Here is an 18,697-nt window from a genome sequence, read left to right on the forward strand (position 1 = left end):
TGCAGGTAAACTGGCCGCCTTACCTTGAGGAGCCTGCCATGAGCGAGCCAAACGACATCGATAACGACGAAGAAGCGTTCGCCGAAACGACGCTGATCGAAGCGATCGAGAACCAGATCGAAAGCGATAACCCGCCAGCGGCCAAGGCGACCTTCAACAAGCTGACCCTGGTGGGTTACGAGCGTGAAGAAATCCTCAACCTGATGGCCCACGTACTGGCGGTGGAAATCGACGCGATCCTCGAAGAAGACCGCGCGTTCAACACCCAATGGTACGAAGCGGCGCTGCGCGCGCTGCCAGAGTTGCCGCCGGAAAAACAATAGACAAGCGATTGCCTGGCGCAATACCTGTGGGAGCGGGCTTGCTCGCGAATAGGCCGTCACATCCAGCATTGATGTTGGCTGACACGCCGCTTTCGCGAGCAAGCCCGCTCCCACACAGATTGTCACCCATTCAGTGCCGCCTTCCCCCAGACCCTGACTACACTGGAAACCGCCCCCGAGGCGAAAAACCCTGTTACGAGCACTGGACATGCTGCGCGTGTGGGATCACCTTAGGGGCGCTGTCGTCCAATTCCTAGAAAGTCTGGAGTCCTTATGTCGCTTACCCCTGAGCTGGTTGCCGAACTGGAAATCCTCGCACTCTTCAACCTGGACAGTTCCCAGGAAGGTTTGAAAATTCATCAGACCGCTGCCCCGAAAGCCATTGCCGCCGCCCAAAGACTGTTCGACAAAGAATTGATCACCCAACCCGATGGCGGTTACCTGACCAGCCTGGGTCGTGACGCTGCACAAAACGTGCAAACCGTTCTAACCATTCTGTCCGTGCGGGAAACTGCCTGAGTACCACTGCATTGCCCACGGAAACCTCTGTCACGGGATTTCCGCGGGCTCACTTGATTACCGGCCCTGTTATCTGCCGTCGCCAAACGATAAAAATCTGACGCCAGAAAAACAAAATCAGCTTAAAAGTCCCGGGGCCGAGGCGCTAAACTGCCCCTCATCCTGAGCCCTCCCACGTCCGAGCCCCGCGAGCCGGATTGAGCTGACATGACCCGCACCCATGAAATCCGCCCCGATCTGGACGAGGGAATCGACCGCAAGGTTCTCAGCCAGCTGCGCTCCCGTTTTCTGAAGCTCAACGAGGGCCGCATGGCCCGTGCCATGGAAGGGTTGTCGACCCGCCAGCAAGCGGTTCTGACCTTGTTGCCGCTGTTTTTCCACGTCAATCATCCGCTATTGCCGGGTTACGTTTCGGGTAGCACCCCAGCCGGGTTGTCGAATTACGAACCCGACACCAACACCCTCGCCGAAGCCCAACGCCTGACCCGCTCGTTTTCCTACAAGCCACGCCACGGCAGCAATCCGCCGCGACCGATTCACGGCCTGTTCCTGATGGGCAGCCTCGGCACTCTGGCCCAGGCTGACCAGAGCGACATGGATGTATGGGTCTGCCACGGGCCGGACTTGAGCGAAAGCGAGCTTGCTGAGCTGCGCAAGAAATGCCAGTTGCTTGAGATATGGGCCGCCAGCCAGGGCGCCGAGGCGCATTTCTTCCTGATCGACCCGGCCCGCTTCGTGCTCGGCGAACGCGATACGCAATTGAGTTCGGAAGACTGCGGCACCACCCAGCACTATCTGCTGCTGGACGAGTTCTACCGCACCGCAATCTGGCTGGCCGGGCGCACACCCATCTGGTGGCTGGTGCCGGTTTACGAAGAGGCGGCGTATGACCGTTACACCCATACGCTGCTTTCCAAGCGTTTCATCCGTGCCGACGAAACCCTGGACCTGGGGCATCTGGCGTATATCCCGCCCGGGGAATTCGTTGGTGCCGGGCTCTGGCAGTTATTCAAAGGCATTGAGTCACCGTACAAATCGGTGCTCAAACTGCTGCTGACCGAGGTTTACGCCAGCGAACACCCCAAGGTCCACTGCCTGAGCCTGCGTTTCAAGCAGGCCGTGTTTGCCAATCAACTGGATCTCGATGAGCTGGACCCATACATGGTGGTTTACCGGCGCATCGAGGAATACCTCACGGCCCGGGGCGAACCGGAACGGCTGGAGCTGGTACGCCGCGCGCTGTACCTGAAGGTCAATCGCAAGCTCACCGGCAGCAGCGGACGCACCCAGAGCTGGCAGCGTTCGCTGCTCGAACGCCTGGCCCACGAATGGCATTGGGATCAGCGTCAGTTGGCATTGCTCGACAGCCGCAGCCAGTGGAAAGTCCGCCAGGTCAGCGCCGAACGGCGGGCCCTGGTCAGCGAGCTGAATTACAGCTACCGCTTCCTGACGCAGTTTGCCCGCAACGAACAGACCGTCAGCCTGATCAACAAACGCGACCTCAATGTGCTGGGCCGGCGGTTGTACGCGGCCTTCGAACGCAAGGCCGACAAGGTCGAATTCATCAACCCGGGCATCGCCCCCGATCTCGCCGAAGACACCCTGACGCTGGTGCAAGCCCCGAACAAGAGAGAACCGGGACAAACCCAATGGGGTTTGTACAACGGCAGCCTGGCCGCCCACGAGTGGGAGCATTTCGCGCCCATCAAGCGCAGCCGTCAGTTACTGGAGCTGCTCACCTGGTGCCACCGCAATGGCGTGATCGACAGCAGCACCCGCCTGGCCCTGCACCCCGGCACCAGCGACTTGAGCGAGTTCGAACTGTTCAACTTGCTCGGCAGCCTGCAACAAAGCATCGCCCTGCCCCTGACCACCGTCGCCGAGGAGCCTTTGCTGCGCGCCAGCGTGCCGAGCGAAGTACTGATTCTGGTGAACGTCGGCATCGATCCGCTCAAGCACCATCGCGACCTGAATATCCTGATGACTACCGAGCGCACCGATTCCCTGAGCTACGCCGGCGTGCGGGAAAACCTGGTGCTGACCCTGGATCAGGTCACGCTCAATAGTTGGAATGAGGTGCTGGTCAGCCGCTTTGGCGGCCCCCACGCTCTGCTCGACTGCCTGCGCGATTACCTCAACAACCTGCCAAGCGGGCCAGAGCAGCCCAAGTTGCGGGTGCGTTGCTTCTGCCACAACCGCGCGCAATTCATCGCCCGACGGGTTGAAGAAATCCTCGACACCGCGCAGAACCTGCTGCTGAGCAAACTCAATCATCGTTACCTGATTCAGGTCCAGCAGCATTACCACGTGCTGGAGCTGGTGCCCGGCCAGATCAATCACGTTGCCCTCGCCACGCTGCCGGCGCTGCTTGCCTACCTCAGCGAAGAACTGGCGAGCTACAGCCCCCTGCATCTGGACCCGATGGCGCTGGAAGACCACGATCTGGCGCTGATCCTGCCCATGGGGCAACCCGACTGCGTTCAGGTGTTCTACCGAATCAACAACGAACACCAGGCTGATTTGTACGTACTGGATGAATTCAATGCCCTGTGGCAGCAGCGCTTGCCCTATCACGACGAGCAAAGCCTGCTGGTGCCGCTGCAACGTTTCCTGCAATCGATCCAGTACCGGCGCGACGCCTTGCTGCCGATGGACGCTGCCCAACCACTGAGCCTGGACACTTTGTATTACCAATTGTTGCCTTCGGGTACCGCGCGGGCGCGTCGGGTCGAAGCCCGGCCGGCACCGCAAACCCCGGTCAACAAACCGTTCTACGACGTGCAGGCGATCGTCGGCAAAGCCGCACCGGGACAGGTGCAGGTCACGTTGTATTGCAATCAACGGGAATTTTCAGAGCTGGAACATGGCGACCAACTGTTCAGCGTGGTCGCCCGGGAAATCGTCGAGCAGCGCCGCGAGACCGAACGCTATCGCTGCTACATCACCGACCTGGACCTGTCGGGCTTGCTCGGTGATGGTCAGAGTTCAAGCCAGCTGTATCTGCGTTACAAGGCCGACCTGGAGAACGCATTGAACGAGGCGCTCGAGCAGGTCTGAGGGGGGTTATTCCGGGAAGTCGCCGCCATTGGCCGGCTGCGATTCGACTGCCAGCAAGGTCAGTTTCAGGGTCTTGCCACCCGGAGCAGGCCAGTCAATGTGCTGACCGACCTTGAGACCCAGCAGTGCGCTACCGACCGGCGCCAGAATGGAGATCCTGCCTTCGTCGGCGTTGGCGTCCTTGGGGTAAACCAACGTCAGGTGGTAGTCCTTGCCGCTGCTTTCTTCACGGCAATGCACTTTGGAATTCATGGTCACGACATCAGCAGGCACATCTTCGTGACCGACCAGGGTATCGGCGCGATCCAGTTCGGTTTGCAGCGCGATAACGCCCGGCAGCGTGTCATCCAGGCTGTCGATCAGGCGCTCCAGACGTTGCACGTCCAGACGGGTAAGGGTGATGGAAGGTGCGGTCATGATCAGGGCAGACTCCTTTCTTCTGCACGAAAAAAGCAAAACCCCGCCAGAAAAAGGCGGGGTTTTCACGAACCTCGATGGGTTGAGGCGTCTCTGGACACTATCACAGCTCAATAAATATACAAGCCGCCACCGGACAGCCTGCGCGAACCCTGTACAAGGAGCTGCCGCAGGCTGCGATCTTTTGATCTTGCTCTTCGGCAATCTTCAGCGCCGCCAAAAGATCGCAGCCTTCGGCAGCTCCTACAAGGGATTGGCGGTGGTCTTGCGATTCGAGGCCTGCGCGCAGATTACCCGCCGCCGCTCATCGTCGGCCGAGCGCCATTCGCGAATATCTTCGACATGCCGAAAACACCCGAGGCAAACCTTCTGCTCATCCAGCCGACACACACCGCTGCACGGCGAAGGCACTGCCGGGCTGACGTTGCTATAGAGCGGTTTGGGCGGGCGAACGGGCGCAGGCTGGGTCATGACTTCACAGGCCTTCGAAATCGAGTTCGACGTCGGCTTGCTGCTTGACGATGCGCTCGAGCATCTCGCCCAGTTGTTCGTCGCTCTTGTCGCACATCCAGCGCTTGCTCTCTTCGTCGTAATCGAAGTGGAAGCCACCGGACACCGCCGCCAGCCACAACTGTCGCAATGGCTCCTGCCGACTGAAAATCAATTGGCTGCCGTTTTCGAACTTGACGGTGAGCACACCGGCCGAGCTCTCCAGATCGATATCCAGGTCACTTTCGTCGAAAATATCCTCCAGCGACTGCTGGGTTGCATCGACCAGGTCGTGGAAACGGGCTTCGGTCAAACTCATTGCGGGAACCTCAAAAAGTGTCTACTCACGCTCAAGCGCCGCAAGATACGGGCGAGCCCCGGTGATTGCAAAGGATAACCACCAAGGGCTCGCTAGCGGTACGAAATATCGACGCAGGACCTGATAGCGCCAAAATCTAATGTGGGAGCGGCGGTGCGGCGATCCGACTTGCTCGCGAAAGCGCCGTGTCAGTCAACATCAATATTGAATGAATGACCGCATTCGCGAGCAAGCCCGCTCCCACGATGGATTGCACACAACTGACCGGCATCGGGCGAAGGCCCGCCGGACGGGAGCCGCGTCGCATAGGCAAGCTGCCGGGTGGCCGGTATACTCCGGCGCAATTAACGCATTTTCAAGGATTTCGCCATGAAGCGCCTGATCTCTTCCCTTGCTGCGCTCGTCGCGGTTGCCTGCCTGGTGTCGGCCTGTGGTCAAAAAGGCCCGCTGTACCTGCCCGATGAAAATCAGGATCCTGCAGAGCAAGCCAAATCGTCGCAGCAGACTCCGTCGAAAGCTCACAAGCACGACGTCTACTAAGGGAACGCCATGGACGCTTTTAACTACCGTGACGGCGAGCTGTTCGCGGAAGGTGTTGCCCTGTCCGCCATCGCCGAACGCTTTGGAACACCGACCTACGTCTACTCTCGTGCCCACATCGAATCCCAGTACCTGGCTTACGCCGATGCGCTGGCCGGCACGCCGCATCTGGTCTGCTTTGCGGTCAAGGCCAACTCCAACCTGGGTGTACTGAATGTCCTGGCCCGCCTTGGCGCCGGTTTCGACATCGTTTCCCGTGGCGAGCTGGAGCGCGTACTGGCCGCGGGCGGCAGCGCCGACAAGATCGTGTTCTCCGGTGTCGGCAAGACCCGTGACGACATGCGTCGCGCCCTGGAAGTCGGCGTGCATTGCTTCAACGTCGAATCCACCGATGAGCTGGAACGCCTGCAAGTGGTGGCAGCCGAGCTGGGCGTTCGCGCGCCGATCTCGCTGCGCGTCAACCCGGACGTCGATGCCGGCACTCACCCGTACATTTCTACCGGTCTTAAAGAGAACAAGTTCGGCATCGCCATCGCCGACGCCGAAGACGTGTACATCCGTGCCGCGCAACTGCCTAACCTGGAAGTGGTCGGCGTCGATTGCCACATCGGTTCGCAACTGACCACCCTGCCGCCGTTCATCGATGCCCTCGACCGTCTGCTGGGCCTGGTCGACCGCCTCGGCGATTGCGGCATCTATCTGCGCCACATCGATCTCGGTGGTGGCTTGGGTGTGCGTTATCGCGATGAAGAGCCGCCATTGGCTGCCGACTACATCAAAGCCGTGCGCGAACGCCTCGACGGTCGTGACCTGGCGCTGGTGTTCGAACCAGGCCGCTTCATCGTCGCCAACGCCGGCGTGCTGCTGACCCAGGTCGAATACCTCAAGCACACCGAACACAAAGACTTCGCCATCGTCGACGCGGCCATGAACGACCTGATTCGCCCGGCGCTGTATCAAGCCTGGATGGACGTCACCGCCGTGCGCCCGCGCAACAGCGCCGCTCGCGCCTACGACATCGTCGGCCCGATCTGCGAAACCGGCGATTTCCTGGCCAAGGATCGTCAGCTGGCCCTGGAAGAAGGCGATCTGCTGGCCGTGCATTCGGCCGGTGCCTACGGGTTTGTCATGAGTTCCAACTACAACACCCGCGGCCGTGCCGCTGAAGTGTTGGTGGACGGTGATCAGGCATTTGAAGTGCGTCGCCGTGAGACGGTAGCCGAGTTGTTTGCTGGCGAAAGCCTGCTGCCGGAGTAAAACCATGCTGCTGCGTTTTACCAAGATGCACGGCCTGGGCAATGACTTCATGGTCCTCGACCTGGTCAGCCAGCACGCGCACATCCTGCCCAAGCACGCAAAGCTTTGGGGCGATCGGCACACCGGCATCGGGTTCGACCAGTTGCTGATCGTCGAAGCCCCCAGCAACCCGGACGTGGATTTCCGCTATCGGATCTTCAACGCCGACGGCTCCGAAGTGGAACAGTGCGGCAACGGTGCGCGCTGTTTCGCCCGCTTCGTTCTCGACAAGCGCCTGACCGCCAAGCGGCTGATTCGCGTCGAGACCAAAAGCGGCATCATCGAACTGGACATCCGCAACGATGGCCAGATCAGCGTCAACATGGGCGCTCCGCGCCTGGTGCCGGCCGAGATTCCGTTCGAAGCCCCGAGCCAGGCCCTGAGCTATCAGGTCGACGTCGACGGCACCTCGGTCGAACTGGCCGCGGTGTCCATGGGCAACCCCCATGCCGTGTTGCGGGTCAGCGACATCAACAACGCACCGGTGCATGAACTGGGACCGAAAATCGAACATCACCCGCGCTTCCCGGCGCGGGTCAATGTTGGTTTTCTCCAAGTCATCGACCGGAGCCGTGCGCAGTTGCGCGTCTGGGAACGCGGGGCCGGGGAAACCCAGGCATGCGGAACCGGTGCCTGTGCCGCCGCAGTGGCCGCGATCAGCCAGGGGTGGATGGATTCGCCGCTATTGATCGACCTGCCCGGCGGGCGTTTGTCCATTGAATGGGCAGGCCCTGGCCAACCGGTCATGATGACCGGCCCGGCAGTGCGCGTATACGAAGGACAAGTGCGTCTTTGAGTGAGCCAAATCCATGACCGACAAGCCTCAGGTTCCCGCCCTACAGCCCGACGAATCCCCTTCCGAAAGCCTTGAGGCGGCGGCGATTGCCGCGTACCTGGAGGCTCATCCGGATTTCTTCATCGAGCACGAAGAACTGCTCCCGGCCCTGCGCATTCCGCACCAGCGCGGCGACACCATTTCGCTGGTCGAACGCCAGATGACGATTCTGCGCGACCGCAACATCGAGTTGCGTCACCGCCTCTCGCACTTGATGGACGTGGCCCGCGACAACGACCGTCTCTTCGATAAAACCCGTCGCCTGATTCTCGCGCTGATGGACGCCACCAGCCTGGAAGACGTGGTGATCAGCGTCGAAGACAGCCTGCGCCAGGACTTCCAGGTGCCCTTTGTCAGCCTGATCCTGTTGGGCGACAACCCGATGCCGGTGGGGCGCTGGGTGACACATGCCGACGCGCAAACAGCCATCGGCGGTTTGCTCTCGGAAGACAAAAGCGTCAGCGGCAGCCTGCGTGAACACGAACTGGACTTCCTGTTCGGCGAAGAACAGCGCAAGCAGATCGGCTCCACTGCCGTCGTCGCCATCAGCCACCAGGGCATCCACGGCGTCCTGGCCATCGCCAGCCACGATCCGCAGCACTACAAAAGTTCGGTGGGCACGCTGTTCCTGAGTTACATCGCCGAAGTCATGGGCCGCGTGCTGCCACGGGTCAACAATTCCCTGCGCTCGGTACGCTAACCATGGAACGACAACTGGACGCTTACTGCGAACACCTGCGCAGTGAGCGGCAGGTGTCGCCACACACGCTGTACGCCTACCGCCGCGACCTCGACAAAGTGCTGGGCTGGTGCCTCAAACAAAACATCGGTAGCTGGGCCGCGCTGGACATCCAGCGTCTGCGCAGCCTGATCGCTCGTTTGCATGCCCAAGGCCAGTCGTCCCGCAGCCTGGCGCGACTGCTCTCGGCGGTGCGCGGGCTCTATCACTATCTGAACCGCGAAGGTCTGTGCGACCACGACCCGGCCAATGGTCTGGCACCGCCCAAGGGCGAACGCCGCCTGCCGAAAACCCTCGACACCGATCGCGCGTTGCAACTGCTGGAAGGCGCGGTTGAGGATGACTTTCTGGCGCGTCGGGATCAGGCGATTCTGGAGCTGTTCTATTCCTCCGGCTTGCGGCTTTCGGAGCTGACCGGACTCAACCTTGATCAGCTGGATCTGGCTGACGGCATGGTTCAGGTCCTAGGCAAGGGCAGCAAGACGCGACTGCTGCCGGTGGGCAAAAAGGCTCGTGAAGCACTGGAGCTATGGTTGCCGTTGCGGGCCATGACCAACCCGGCGGATGACGCGGTGTTTGTCAGCCAGCAAGGTCGGCGCCTTGGCCCTCGGGCGATTCAGGTGCGGGTCAAGGCCGCCGGCGAGCGCGAGCTGGGGCAGAACCTGCATCCGCACATGTTGCGACATTCCTTCGCCAGTCATTTGCTGGAGTCCTCCCAAGACTTGCGCGCGGTGCAGGAATTGCTCGGCCACTCGGACATCAAGACCACCCAGATCTATACCCACCTGGACTTCCAGCACCTGGCGACGGTCTACGACAGTGCCCATCCACGGGCCAAACGCATTAAAGGCGATGATTCATGACCATCCAATTGATCACCTTCGACCTCGACGACACCCTGTGGGACACCGCCCCGGTGATCGCCAGCGCCGAAGTCGTATTGCGTGAATGGCTGACCGAGCATGCACCGAACCTGGGCGCGGTGCCGGTGGAGCATTTGTGGTTGATTCGCGAACGGGTTTTGAGCAACGAACCGAGCCTTAAGCACCGCATCAGCGCCTTGAGGCGCCGCGTGCTTTTTCATGCTCTGGAAGAGGCTGGTTACGACCATGGTCAGGCCCAAGACCTGGCTGATCAAAGTTTTGAAGTGTTTCTGCATGCCCGGCATCAGCTGGAAGTATTCCCCGACGTCGAGCCGACTCTGGAGACTCTGGCCAAGCACTACGCCCTCGGTGTAGTCACCAACGGCAATGCCGATGTGCGTCGGCTGGGGCTGGCGGACTACTTCAAATTTGCCCTGTGCGCCGAAGACCTCGGCATCGCCAAGCCGGATGCACGACTGTTTCATGAAGCGCTGCAACGTGGCGGCGCGACCGCCGAAACCGCGGTGCATATTGGCGATCATCCCGGCGATGACATTGCCGGCGCCCAGCAGGCGGGGTTGCGGGCAATCTGGTTTAACCCGGCGGGCAAGGTGTGGGAAGCCGAGAAGACGCCGGATGCCGAGGTTCGCAGTTTGACCGAGTTGCCGGGGTTGTTGGCGCAGTGGAATTCGGCTTCCGCCTGACACATAACCTGTGGGAGCGGGCTTGCCCGCGATAGCGGCGTGTCAGACGACATCAATTTCGAATGTGACGCCCCAATCGCGGGCAAGCCCGCTCCCACAGGGATCACCGTAAACTTTGATTTCTTATCCTCACCCATGAAAAAGCCCGCAGCGACGGCGGGCTTTCTCAGCAAGCAGGAAGCAGGCGCTTAGATAGGCCGGCTGCCGTACTTGTTATCAGGCTTCTTGGGAGGATCGGCGACCACATTGGCCTCCACTTCCTGCACCTTGCCACCCCGTGCCAGAAACTCTTCCATGGCCTTGGCCAGGGCGTCGCGTTCCTTGTTCTTGGCTTCGACGCTCGGCAGCTCATCGACCGATACCGCAGCCTTGGCCTTGCCTTTGGCAGTCGGAACGGGTGCATCACCGCCGTCGTCTTCAGCGACGTCTTCTGCCGCCGCTTCAAGGCCTTCTTCGGTTTCGTCGTCGTCGCCTACTTCGAGGTCGTCGTTTTCCAGATCATCGTCGCTCATGTTCTACCTCATGACTTGCGAAAAGCAGATTAGTTATAGCCCAGCTTTGCCATCTGTCGAAGGCTGCTGGAAAAAATTCAACCACCGCTGGTGACCAGCGGTTTATGCCTCTTCACCGTGCACGGTGGCGAGGACTTTGCGGGCACCGCCATGATCACGGTGCTCGCCCAGATAAACACCTTGCCAGGTCCCCAACGCCAGTCGGCCTGCCGAGATCGGCAAACTGAGCTGACAGCCAAGCACGCTGGCCTTGAAGTGCGCCGGGAGGTCGTCCAGGCCTTCGTCGTTATGCTCATAGCCGTCTGTTCCTTGTGGGATCAGACGATTGAAAAATCGTTCGAAGTCGCGACGTACCGCCGGATCGGCGTTCTCGTTGATGGTCAACGACGCCGAGGTATGCTGCAGCCACAAATGCAACAGACCGACCCGACACGCCTTGAGTTCAGGCAAGCCGGCGAGTAACTCGTCCGTTACCAGATGAAAGCCCCGGGGCCGTGCCCGCAAGGTAATCAGAGTCTGTTGCCACATACAGTTCTCCGCACGTTCGGGGCGCATTCTAGCGCGCTCTGGGAAAAAACAAAGGCCCTAATATTCCTTCAATCGTGTAAGCCATTGGCCGCAGAAAAACGCCCGTTGTAAACGCCCCTGAACGCGTATGAAAAAACCTTTCAGCCCGTCCTTCACTGACAAATTCAAGACAAAAAAATGCCCGGCAAGCCGGGCGTTTTTTATAGGCGTGCTTACAAGTTGTAGCCGCGTTCGTTGTGGAGCGCCAGATCGATGCCAACCGCCTCTTCTTCCTCGGTGACACGCAGACCCATGACGGCGTCCAGCACCTTGAGGATGATGAAGGTGACGATCGCGGTGTAGATCACCGTGAAGCCGACGCCTTTGCACTGAATCCAGACTTGAGCCGCGATGTCGGTGACGGTGCCGAAGCCACCCAGGGACGGTGCCGCGAAGACACCCGTCAGGATCGCGCCGAGGATACCGCCGATACCGTGTACGCCGAAGGCGTCCAGGGAGTCGTCATAACCGAGCTTGCGTTTCAGGGTGGTTGCGCAGAAGAAGCACACCACGCCCGCCGCCAGACCGATCACCAGAGCGCCCATCGGGCCCACGGTGCCGGCCGCCGGAGTGATTGCAACCAGACCGGCCACAACACCCGAAGCGATACCCAGTGCGCTTGGCTTGCCGTGGGTAATCCACTCGGCAAACATCCAGCCCAGCGCCGCAGCAGCAGTGGCGATCTGGGTGACCAACATCGCCATGCCGGCAGTGCCGTTAGCGGCGGCAGCAGAACCGGCGTTGAAGCCGAACCAGCCGACCCACAGCATCGCGGCGCCCATCAGGGTGTAGCCGAGGTTATGCGGAGCCATCGGGGTGGTCGGGAAACCTTTACGCTTGCCCAACACCAGGCAGGCAATCAGACCGGCCACACCGGCGTTGATGTGCACCACGGTGCCGCCGGCGAAGTCGAGTACGCCCCAATCCCACATCAGACCGCCGTTGCCGGACCAGACCATGTGCGCAATCGGTGCGTAAACCAGGGTGAACCAGATGCCCATGAAGATCAGCATGGCGGAAAACTTCATCCGCTCGGCGAAAGCACCGACGATCAACGCTGGGGTGATGATGGCAAAAGTCATCTGGAAGGTAATGAAGACCGCCTCGGGGAACAGCGCCGCGGGGCCGGTCAGGCTCGAAGGCGTGACACCGGCGAGGAACGCCTTGCCCATGCCGCCAAAGAACGAGTTGAAGTTGACGACGCCCTGCTCCATGCCGGTGGTGTCGAACGCAATGCTGTAGCCATAAATGACCCACAGAATGCTGATCAGACCGGTAATGGCGAAGCACTGCATCATCACGGAAAGAATGTTTTTCGAGCGAACCATGCCGCCGTAGAACAGCGCGAGACCGGGAATGGTCATGAACAGCACAAGGGCTGTCGAGGTCATCATCCAGGCGGTATCGCCGGAATTGAGGACTGGGGCCGCCACTTCGTCTGCCGCCATGGCCAGGCCGGGCATTACGAGGGACAACAGGGCTCCTAGCCCTGCGATTTTACGCAGAGTCATATTGTTTTCTCCTGGGGCGTTGGGTTTGTGGCGGCTTAGATTGCGTCGGTATCGGTTTCGCCGGTACGGATGCGAATCGCCTGTTCCAGATTGACCACGAAGATCTTGCCGTCACCGATCTTGCCGGTGTTGGCAGCCTTGGTTATCGCCTCGATAACCCGATCCAGATCCTTGTCGTCAATGGCGACATCGATCTTCACCTTGGGCAGAAAATCGACCACGTACTCCGCGCCGCGATACAGCTCGGTATGACCCTTCTGCCGACCGAAGCCTTTGACCTCAGTAACGGTAATGCCCTGCACGCCGATCTCGGACAGCGACTCGCGCACGTCGTCCAGTTTGAACGGCTTGATGATGGCAGTGACTAGCTTCATGAAAACTCTCTCCCGAATTGGTGGACTTGCCCCAGGAAAACAAACCCGACTCAAGTCTAAGCGCAGTGCCTGGCTTTGTAACGCATCGTCGGCCTTACCTGCCCGTCCGACGCCAGCTAACCACTCCGCACGAAACTTCCTCCGTTCCGCTTGGCGCACTGCATTCGTCACAGCGACTGCATCAGTGCATGGGTCACCAGCGACTAAGCAGAAAGCTTGCCATCTATCCAAAACCCATTGATTTCAATACCTTGGCCGCTGCCGCAGGTCCCTCCAGCCGATTGACGCAACGGTTACGCACAAAAATAGTGCAGCGCCATCTACCCGCATGCGCGAAAAGCGTGCATCGCAGCCGCCGAGATTGACTATAGACACTGCGTGATACACTGCCCGCCATTGTTGACAGGACATTTCCCATGCTCGCGCCCAAAGACTTCCTCGACGCCCTGAGCGGCACCGCCTCCCGCCTCTTCAGCGGCGACACCCCACTGCCAAAAAGCGAAATCGAAAGCCAGTTCAAGGCTTTGTTGCAGAGCGGCTTCAGCAAGCTGGATCTGGTGAGCCGGGAAGAATTCGATAGCCAGATGGTTGTGCTGGCACGAACCCGCGCACGGCTGGAGAGCCTGGAAGCGAAAGTGACTGAGCTGGAAGCGAAGCTGAATCCACCGACTGAATAACCCCACCGATCCCACTGTGAAACCCAATCCACTGTGGGAGCGAGCCTGCTCGCGATAAGGTCGGAACGACCTTCAGATTTATCTGTAAGAGCTGCCGAAGGCTGCGATCTTTTGATCTTTAAGCGCTCAAAAATCCAAGCACCTTCCTACAACAAAACCACCGCCGTCCGATTGCGTCGTAAGGCCTCCAGTTTCTATGCTCATCCCCAGCTGAATGTTCAGCTCTGGGTTTGGCGACCCGGAAAACCACAACGCATCGCGACCGCATTCGACCGAGAAATTTGCTCTCATCTCGAATTATGGCGGCTATGCGTGGGAGACCTTCGGGTCTGCCGGTTTGGTGCGTTACCGGTTCGCCAACCCCCGCATGGCTGCCACCCTTTTCGTTTGGCGACGATCAGAGGCAGTTTTCTTCATCGCACCTTGAGAACTGCACCATGAACGAAAACTATCCAATCCCTCACATCTTCACCCGCCACAAACTCCACCTCCACGCCCTCCTCCTCGAAAACCAACCCTGGTTCAGCGCTCGCGACCTCGGCCGCTTACTCAGGCTATTCCTGGACGAACGAGCACTACGCAAACTCGATCCCGACCAACACCAGAACTTGCAGATGTTCATCCACGGCACCGTCGAAAACACCCTGCTGATCAGCGAATCCGGCGTCTACGCGTTACTGATCTACCACTACTGCCCCGAATACCGAGGCCTGCGCGAATGGCTGACCCACGACGTGGTGCCAACCCTTAGAGACGCTCAGCAACCCACCTCAACCGAACGCCCGATTCTGAGCCTGCTGAATTGGCCGCAGATGTCGTTGAGTTTGCTGCACTGGAATAACCAGCCGTGGATTCGGTTGCAGGATGTTCCGCAGCTGCTGCCAAATGGGGAACGACCGCGAAGTACGGTCAATGCGCCGTGGTGGAAGCGTGCTTCACGGGTGCTGCAGTCTTTTTAAGTACCCGAAGCTCAACCACGCTCGATTTCGGCTTTACGCAGATCGTAGGTCGATTGCAGGTTTAGCCAGAAATCGGGCGTGGTGTTCAGGTAAATGGAAAGCCTCTCGGCAAGATCAGGGCCTACACCGCTCTCCTGCATCACAAGGGCACTCACCTCATCTCCAACCTCAGTCAACGAGCTAGCCAAACCAGCCGCCGTAATGCCCATTGGCTTAAGAAACTCCTTTTCAAGGATTTCGCCAGGATGAATCGGCCGCATTCCAGAATTGCTCATTTCCCCCTCCTGAGGGCTTGATCAGCCGTGATCATAAGTAGCCACTTCGATCCGACAAGGGTGTCTATGCGTTTTCACCGAAGTCCTTCATCTATCCAGGCCCGATCCTACAAAAAACAGCTCTCGCAGTTGATTACACCCAAATACCAGCCGCGACATACCGTTGTAGCAGCTGCCGAACGCAGGCTCCGCCAGCTGCTACGAGTCGCGTTACGGCTTAACTGACTGGAATCAACTCACCGCCCCCAGCAACATCCTGCGAAAGTTTGGCAGCTCTACTGCCACGCTAAACCCTGACTCCCCGACTACCCTTCAAAAAACCGCAGGAAGCGGTTTCCATGTAGCTCAAGGAACGACCATGTCCCTCTCCATCGTCCACAGCCGCGCCCAGATTGGCGTAGATGCACCCGCCGTCACCGTAGAAGTCCATCTGGCCAACGGCTTGCCGTCGCTGACCATGGTCGGGCTGCCCGAGGCGGCGCTTAGATGTTGTATTCTCAAACTAGATTATCGACTTTTGAGATAGGCATTCATGAAGAAAAAAGTTTTTTGCTACGTCCGATTCAGCTCCAAAAAACAGGAGCATGGGGACTCTATCGAGCGCCAGCAAAGGCTGATCAATGATTACCTTGAAAAAAACAACGCCGAGGTCGTCGAGCAATTCAACGATCTGGGGGTGTCGGCATTTCGAGGAAAAAACGTAAAAGCCGGGCAATTGAGCAGATTTCTTGATCGTGTAAAAAAAGGCGAAATTGGGACTGGAGATACTCTTATTGTTGAATCACTGGACCGAATCTCACGACAAAAAGAGCTAGATACGATCTCAATTCTTGCCTCCATCCTGAACGCTGGCGTTGTCATTTTTACTCTTGCTGACCAGCGAGTTTACAACGCTCAAGACGAAGATCATGCAAATCTAATTTTTCAGATAAATTTCATTATTAGTCGGGCGCATGACGAAAGCTTAACCAAACAACGTAGATCTATTTCAGCCTGGACACGCAAGCACGAAGAAGCTCGAAGCGGAAAAGCCGTGATGACGAGAAAACTTCCGTACTGGTTGAGAACAATCGAAGATAACGGCACAACGAAAATTGTAGTAATTGAAGAGAGGGCAAAAGAGGTTAGACGGGCATTTGAGCTTGCCTCATATAAGCTTGGAGCGCAGGCGATAGCGACAAAAATTAACAGCGAGGGGGCCGAAAAGAGGTGGACACTTATTGCTATAAGGCACCTCTTAAGCTCGAAGTCAGTTTACGGTAGCTTTGAGGCTTTTAAAACAAAATCACTAAGCGGAACCTTGGAAAAAAACCAAACATATGAAGAGATTGAGGGGTATTTTCCTCCGGTAATTGAGAAAAGCGAATTTTACAAAGTGCAGGCATCTCTAGAGAAAAACAAAGAGATTTACGCCACACGAGGACGGACCCCAAAAGGCTTTCGTAACGTATTCAAAGGACTGATTAAGTGTCTCGACTGTGACTCCTATCTTCATCAGAGCTTTATGAAGAGAAAAGGAAAGGAGTACATGTATCTTATTTGTCATAAAAGCTTGGTGAATGCGTGCCCAAGTGGCAAGAAAGTGATAATTCCTTATCGGCACGTGCTTGAGCCATTTCTTCTGTTTTTCAAGAATTATGGCGTAGAAAAATTACTTTCAAGCTCCAACTCGCAGGAGTTGAAAAATAAGTTGTCAGCGGTAAATCAAGAAAGGATTAGCAAAAATGCGTCCCTCCTTAGAATTTCTAGTGACATCGAAAAAAACAATGGGGAAATCCCCAAAACCTTGATGTCACTTATCACAAAGATCGAAAGTCAGTTATCAAAACTAGAAGAAGAATTTAACTTGCTTTTGGGGCAGCTTGAAAACCTAGAGGCATCCGACGTAATAAAGAATGAGATTACACGCACAGAACTTCACGAGCTTTTAGATAGCGAAGAAGGCAGATTGAAATTCAACTCCTTGCTATCTATTCAAAAAATCGAAGTGCTAATTAGCAGAAACTTTGGCGAAGAGTACAGCAGCATGTTTATTTTCTTTCATGAGAAAGGATTTTCTGAGAACATAAGATTTAACCGAAAGGAAGCAATACTTCCTTTCACGGGACGCTACAATTTTTACACAAGAACATATAGCGATGGTTTCGTAGGCGAACCTACTCCAATAGAGGATGTGGATCATGAGAGCTTTAAAATTGACTGGTCACTGTAGCTGTCAATTTAAAATAAATTTCTCTGCCGACGAACGGTAATATGCTAATGAAATATTGACGATTTTAGCTTGAAAAAACCCCGTAAACCAATTTATTAAAAAACTCTAATTTTACAAGGGTATTAGTTTTCAATACGATCTAAGCAAGATGCACGGCTTCCATAGGGCGACTGGCTCTCTAAAACTCGTAAGTAGGAGGTGGTTGTGCATAAAACTTGTTAGTCGGAGAAAATTGAGTTGAATTTAGAGCTTAAATTAATGCAGGAAAGGTTAGGGGCCAAAGCAATTATCAAGCACTCTCAACAAAAAACGGAGTGGATATTTAACGACCTAATCGAACGGGGCGAACAATGGATAGTTTCAGGTGCCCCAAAGGCGGGGAAATCCAGGTTTGCTCTACAGCTTGCACTATGTGCTAGCGAAGGAAGGAGTTTCTTGGATTTCAAATGCCCCAAAAAACATTGCGTTTTGTACGTAGACTTTGAGCTGAGCCCGCGAATATCAGCTTCACGGGTGCTAAATTTTTACAAGAATGATCATGACCAGTTATCGCGCAATGAAAGCTTTTTTAAATGCAGTGATCACAAACAAATCGATGTTAACTCAACAGCTGAATGTGTCGCGATAAAAAAGATTATAGAAACTCTAAACCCTGATCTTATCATTTGGGATGTTTTAGCTCGCATGCACTCTGTAGATGAAAATAGCAATATTGCAATGATTCAAATTATGCAGAATATCCGGCAGCTTAGCCATGGAGCCGCTCATATCGTCGTGCATCATGCGCGAAAGGAAAACTTTGGTAATGGAGGTGCCAAAGCATTAAGAGGTGCCTCAAGTATTCATGGAGAGGCTGACGGCGTGATGGCTCTTGCATTGGAGACATCAAAAAAGGGGAGCCATAGTGTGCTGTTCTCAACTAGGGCAATCGAAGATCCGGGGAAAATGTGGCTGGAAAGCGAAGGGCTCGGTTTCAGGAAGGCAAAAGCCGTTCTCGTAGAGGAAACAAAATCGTTACCGGTTACACTTCAGAATATTTTTAAAGATCGTGTATCAATCAAAAAGCCAGAACTCGTAACCCTGTTAGAAGGCGAGTTAAAAATCGGAGCAAGGCAATTAGAACGAAAGCTAAATGAGATGGTTCTAGATGGGCTATTAACCAAGTCAAAAGTTGGTAGGGAAGCACATTACAGGCTCGCACTTTCGAATTAAATTTAGACCTTGGATAATGCACGACATTTGCCATCCGGCTCTATATATAGAGGATGTCGTGTATGTATACCCCCTCTCGTACTCTCCCCCGGTTTCAAACGGAAAAAAAAAGCCAAAACAGCATACCCGACGCTTAGCGTCGGAATATACCCAGGGGAGAGCGGAGCGAACCCCCCAGCTTTATTGCGTAATTTAATGTTTGTCATGGCATCCATCACTTAGAGCTGAAGAATATCCCGCAATAGAGAATGCATGTGCCTATTCATAACAGAGCATTTTTCTTCCTCCGACATCAAT

Annotated in this window: 21 protein-coding genes and 1 pseudogene; 14 read left to right on the top strand and 8 right to left on the bottom strand. The window is 56.6% G+C overall.

Features of this window, described 5'->3' with window-relative positions; genetic code table 11:
- Positions 1–38: 38 nt before the first annotated feature.
- The 3 genes from AACY49_RS07100 (at position 39) to AACY49_RS07110 (ending at position 3,899) form a co-directional block, all read left to right on the top strand.
- Positions 39–323: a hypothetical protein gene (locus tag AACY49_RS07100; RefSeq protein WP_258698524.1), complete on the top strand. Its 285-nt coding sequence runs from the start codon at positions 39–41 to the stop codon at positions 321–323.
- 273 nt (positions 324–596) lie between these two features.
- Positions 597–842: a TIGR02647 family protein gene (locus AACY49_RS07105; RefSeq protein WP_007894898.1), complete on the top strand. Its 246-nt coding sequence runs from the start codon at positions 597–599 to the stop codon at positions 840–842.
- Between the two features lie 207 nt (positions 843–1,049).
- Positions 1,050–3,899, top strand: coding sequence for a class I adenylate cyclase (locus tag AACY49_RS07110; protein ID WP_339522619.1), 2,850 nt, complete (start codon positions 1,050–1,052; stop codon positions 3,897–3,899).
- Between the two features lie 6 nt (positions 3,900–3,905).
- On the opposite strand, the gene rnk is transcribed toward AACY49_RS07110, so the two are convergent.
- The 3 genes from rnk to cyaY form a co-directional block, all read right to left on the bottom strand.
- Entirely contained in the window at positions 3,906–4,316 is a 411-nt protein-coding gene (gene rnk, locus AACY49_RS07115; protein ID WP_320392928.1) for a nucleoside diphosphate kinase regulator, read from the bottom strand.
- A gap of 243 nt (positions 4,317–4,559) precedes the next feature.
- The gene (locus AACY49_RS07120) at positions 4,560–4,787 is read right to left on the bottom strand and encodes a DUF1289 domain-containing protein (RefSeq protein ID WP_258698521.1); all 228 of its coding nucleotides are present in this window, start codon (positions 4,785–4,787) and stop codon (positions 4,560–4,562) included.
- A gap of 4 nt (positions 4,788–4,791) precedes the next feature.
- Complete coding sequence (cyaY, locus tag AACY49_RS07125; RefSeq protein ID WP_258698520.1) at positions 4,792–5,124, bottom strand: iron donor protein CyaY; 333 nt, start codon at positions 5,122–5,124, stop codon at positions 4,792–4,794.
- A 369-nt stretch (positions 5,125–5,493) separates the two neighbouring features.
- Here cyaY and lptM point away from each other — a divergent pair, with 369 nt between their 5' ends.
- From lptM to AACY49_RS07155, 6 genes are read left to right on the top strand one after another with little or no spacing between them, the layout of a single operon-like run.
- Positions 5,494–5,664, top strand: a complete 171-nt coding sequence (gene lptM / locus AACY49_RS07130; RefSeq protein WP_074871901.1) for an LPS translocon maturation chaperone LptM — start codon at positions 5,494–5,496, stop codon at positions 5,662–5,664.
- Positions 5,665–5,673: 9 nt separating this feature from the next.
- Positions 5,674–6,921, top strand: a complete 1,248-nt coding sequence (gene lysA, locus AACY49_RS07135; protein WP_339522625.1) for a diaminopimelate decarboxylase — start codon at positions 5,674–5,676, stop codon at positions 6,919–6,921.
- A gap of 4 nt (positions 6,922–6,925) precedes the next feature.
- Positions 6,926–7,756, top strand: a complete 831-nt coding sequence (gene dapF / locus AACY49_RS07140; protein WP_258698518.1) for a diaminopimelate epimerase — start codon at positions 6,926–6,928, stop codon at positions 7,754–7,756.
- A 13-nt stretch (positions 7,757–7,769) separates the two neighbouring features.
- Entirely contained in the window at positions 7,770–8,495 is a 726-nt protein-coding gene (locus tag AACY49_RS07145) for a DUF484 family protein (protein ID WP_339522626.1), read from the top strand.
- Positions 8,496–8,497: 2 nt separating this feature from the next.
- Positions 8,498–9,397 carry a tyrosine recombinase XerC gene (gene xerC / locus AACY49_RS07150; protein WP_258698516.1) on the top strand — a complete coding sequence of 300 codons (900 nt, stop codon included), beginning with the start codon at positions 8,498–8,500 and terminating at the stop codon, positions 9,395–9,397.
- Entirely contained in the window at positions 9,394–10,101 is a 708-nt protein-coding gene (locus AACY49_RS07155; protein ID WP_258698515.1) for an HAD family hydrolase, read from the top strand. The genes xerC and AACY49_RS07155 overlap by 4 nt, the downstream gene beginning before the upstream one ends.
- 188 nt (positions 10,102–10,289) lie before the next feature.
- Here AACY49_RS07155 and sutA read toward each other — a convergent pair whose 3' ends face one another.
- The 4 genes from sutA to glnK all read right to left on the bottom strand — a co-directional run bounded on the left by sutA (position 10,290) and on the right by glnK (position 13,065).
- Positions 10,290–10,613 (bottom strand): transcriptional regulator SutA, encoded by a 324-nt coding sequence (sutA, locus tag AACY49_RS07160; protein WP_007980816.1) that lies wholly within the window; start codon positions 10,611–10,613, stop codon positions 10,290–10,292.
- A 102-nt stretch (positions 10,614–10,715) separates the two neighbouring features.
- The gene (locus tag AACY49_RS07165; RefSeq protein WP_008015517.1) at positions 10,716–11,141 is read right to left on the bottom strand and encodes a secondary thiamine-phosphate synthase enzyme YjbQ; all 426 of its coding nucleotides are present in this window, start codon (positions 11,139–11,141) and stop codon (positions 10,716–10,718) included.
- Between the two features lie 212 nt (positions 11,142–11,353).
- Positions 11,354–12,691, bottom strand: a complete 1,338-nt coding sequence (locus tag AACY49_RS07170) for an ammonium transporter (protein ID WP_052964517.1) — start codon at positions 12,689–12,691, stop codon at positions 11,354–11,356.
- A 35-nt stretch (positions 12,692–12,726) separates the two neighbouring features.
- A complete protein-coding gene (gene glnK, locus AACY49_RS07175) occupies positions 12,727–13,065 on the bottom strand; it encodes a P-II family nitrogen regulator (protein ID WP_002555808.1) in 339 nt (112 codons plus the stop codon).
- Positions 13,066–13,481: 416 nt separating this feature from the next.
- On the opposite strand from glnK, the gene AACY49_RS07180 reads away from it, so the two are divergent.
- On the top strand, positions 13,482–13,742 hold the full coding sequence (locus AACY49_RS07180; protein WP_123720247.1) for an accessory factor UbiK family protein: 261 nt from the start codon (positions 13,482–13,484) through the stop codon (positions 13,740–13,742).
- A 437-nt stretch (positions 13,743–14,179) separates the two neighbouring features.
- Positions 14,180–14,701: a BRO-N domain-containing protein gene (locus tag AACY49_RS07185; RefSeq protein ID WP_339522635.1), complete on the top strand. Its 522-nt coding sequence runs from the start codon at positions 14,180–14,182 to the stop codon at positions 14,699–14,701.
- An 11-nt stretch (positions 14,702–14,712) separates the two neighbouring features.
- Here the strand turns inward: AACY49_RS07185 and AACY49_RS07190 are convergent, their stop codons facing one another.
- The gene (locus AACY49_RS07190) at positions 14,713–14,976 is read right to left on the bottom strand and encodes a HigA family addiction module antitoxin (protein ID WP_320392922.1); all 264 of its coding nucleotides are present in this window, start codon (positions 14,974–14,976) and stop codon (positions 14,713–14,715) included.
- A gap of 358 nt (positions 14,977–15,334) precedes the next feature.
- Here AACY49_RS07190 and AACY49_RS07195 point away from each other — a divergent pair.
- The 3 genes and pseudogenes from AACY49_RS07195 to AACY49_RS07205 all read left to right on the top strand — a co-directional run.
- A pseudogene (locus tag AACY49_RS07195) lies at positions 15,335–15,463 on the top strand (magnesium chelatase domain-containing protein); the annotation flags it as partial.
- 45 nt (positions 15,464–15,508) lie between these two features.
- Entirely contained in the window at positions 15,509–17,188 is a 1,680-nt protein-coding gene (locus AACY49_RS07200; RefSeq protein ID WP_339522640.1) for a recombinase family protein, read from the top strand.
- Positions 17,189–17,425: 237 nt separating this feature from the next.
- Positions 17,426–18,400 carry an AAA family ATPase gene (locus AACY49_RS07205; protein ID WP_339522642.1) on the top strand — a complete coding sequence of 325 codons (975 nt, stop codon included), beginning with the start codon at positions 17,426–17,428 and terminating at the stop codon, positions 18,398–18,400.
- Positions 18,401–18,697 lie beyond the last annotated feature (297 nt).

It is taken from the genome of Pseudomonas sp. EL_65y_Pfl2_R96 (genome assembly GCF_963970905.1).
Classification (GTDB): domain Bacteria; phylum Pseudomonadota; class Gammaproteobacteria; order Pseudomonadales; family Pseudomonadaceae; genus Aquipseudomonas.